Here is a 2,238-nt window from a genome sequence, read left to right as displayed (position 1 = left end):
CGCGCTGGTCCTGATAGACCACCGCCACCGCATCCGGCGCCTGGCGAACCTGCGCCTCGAACAGCTCATGGATGCACTGCTGCTCAGGATACGTCACCGCCGTCCGGTTCAGCTCCTCCAGCAGATATGCCCGCTCGTCGGCCGGCAGGATGTCCAGCTCCCGCACCGGCGTGTCGCGCGCCCGCTCCAGCGCCTCCGCCAGTTGCTCCAGCGCCCGCTGCATGTAGCCGCAGACCCGATCCGCTGAGATTGGCTCCGCCACCTGCGCCGTCAGCCCGAGCGCCTCGCCGAAATCCTCCACCGACAGGGTCAGCGGATAGTTAGTGCGCTCCTCCGCGCCCAGCCATTCCACACCCGACAACACATCGTCTGTCCCGGAGCCGGGCACAGCCGGCGCCGTGTTGTGGCGGTAGTTCAACAGCGAACTGAACAGCGGCGCCGGCGCCGCAACGCCGCTGCAGCGTTGCGCCAGCGCCAGCGAAGCCTGCTCGTGCGCCAAAAGCTCGGCCAGCCGGCCGTGCGTGGTCAGGACGCTCGCCTCGACGGCGGTGCCATCGAGATCAAGCCGCAGCGGCAGGGTGTTGATGAACAGACCCATCGCGCGGTCGCTACCTGCCCCGCCATGCATGCGGCCGATCAGCACGGTCCCGAACACCACCTGCTCGCGGTCGCTGCTGCGCGCCACCACCTGTCCCCACGCCAGATGGCACAGGCTCGCCAGGCTCACCCCCAGCCGCCGCGCCTGGCTGCGCAGCCGCGCGCTGAGCGCCTGCGGCAGCATCCGCTTCGCCTCACGGGTCCCGCTGCCCTCGCCCTGGACCTCGCACAAGCCAAAAGGCGTGCACGGCTCATCGATGTCTCCCAGCAGTCCCCGGAAGAACTCTTCATGCGCGTCTGCACCCACGCCAAGCCGTGCCGCGGCCACCAGATTGCGGAACGGCTGCGGGGCTGCCAGCTCATGCTCGCGTCCCTCCAGCACGGCCCGGACCTCGGCATGCATCAGCTCCAGCGTGGTGTGATCCCCGATGAGATGATGCTGCAGCTCCAGCAGCAGCCAGCGCGCGCTGCCGGGCTCGCGCGCAATCACAAACCGCAATAGCGGCGCCCGGCCAAGATCGATGCGGTGCTGGCGCGGATCAAACCGCCGCCGGAGCTGCTTGTGGCCGGGACCACCTGACCCGTCCAGCTCGACCTCGCTCACCTCCAGCGGCGCGTTCCGCCGCACCACCTGGGCCGGGCGCGACAGCCCTTCCCAGACAAACGAGGTGCGCAGAATGTCGTGCCGATCCACCACCCGCTGGACCGCGGCAAGATAGCGCTCCAACAGGTCACGATCGGCAAACGCCATCTGCGAGACCAGGAGGTACGGATCGCCCTTTGTCGCCAACAGATGATGGAACAGGATGCCGTCCTGCAGCGGCGACAGGCCGTAAATGTCCTGAATGTTGCCAACCCCGCCGGGCACCGTGGCGACGATCCGCTCGATCTCGCCCTGCGTCAGCTCGATCAGCGGCAGCATCTCTGGCGTGATCGCCGGACTCTGTTCGCTGATCAGGTTGGCCGGGACCGCCAACTCGTGATGGCGGCCCAGGCTTGCAGCCAGATCCGACAGCACGGGCTTTGCAAACAAGGTCCGCACCTCGACCCCCAGCGCCAGCCGCCGCAGCCGCTCCATCAGCTGCACCGCCAAGAGCGAGTGCCCTCCCAGTTCGAAGAAGTGGTCGTGGCGTCCGACCCGCTCCAGCCCCAGAAGCTCGGCCCAGATCTGTGCCAGCGTGGTCTCGATCTCGCCCTGCGGCGGCTCATAGGCGCCATGCGCATACGCCTCATCGTCCGGCGCCGGCAGCGCCTTGCGATCGAGCTTGCCATTCACCGTCAGCGGCAGCGCCGCCAGCCGCACAAACGCCGCCGGCACCATGTAGTCCGGCAGGTGCGCACTTATGTGTGCGCGCAAACCGCCGGCAAGCTCGCTTCCATCCAGCCCGTTCGAAGCTGCTTCAGGCGCACACACCACATAGGCGACAAGGTGCTTGTCCCCGCCGGGGCCCTCGTGCGCCACCACCACCGCCTCGCGCACGAACGGGTGTTCGGCAACCCGCGCCGCGATCTCGCCGGGCTCGATGCGGAAGCCGCGGATCTTCACCTGGTCGTCGTTGCGGCCCAGGAACTCAAGATTGCCGTCCGGCAGATAACGTGCAAGGTCGCCGGTCCGGTACAGCCGATCGCCCTCGACAAAGG

Annotated in this window: 1 protein-coding gene; it reads right to left on the bottom strand. The window is 68.2% G+C overall.

The window, feature by feature from the left end:
- Window positions 1-2,238, bottom strand: a 2,238-nt coding sequence (locus CV770_RS40830; RefSeq protein ID WP_146101466.1) for a condensation domain-containing protein, incomplete at both ends; no start/stop codon positions are given.

The organism is Bradyrhizobium sp. AC87j1 (genome assembly GCF_002936975.1).
Lineage (GTDB): Bacteria > Pseudomonadota > Alphaproteobacteria > Rhizobiales > Xanthobacteraceae > Bradyrhizobium > Bradyrhizobium shewense.
Note: the sequence above shows the minus strand (reverse complement) of the source record. Positions and strands in the feature narration are given on the sequence as shown.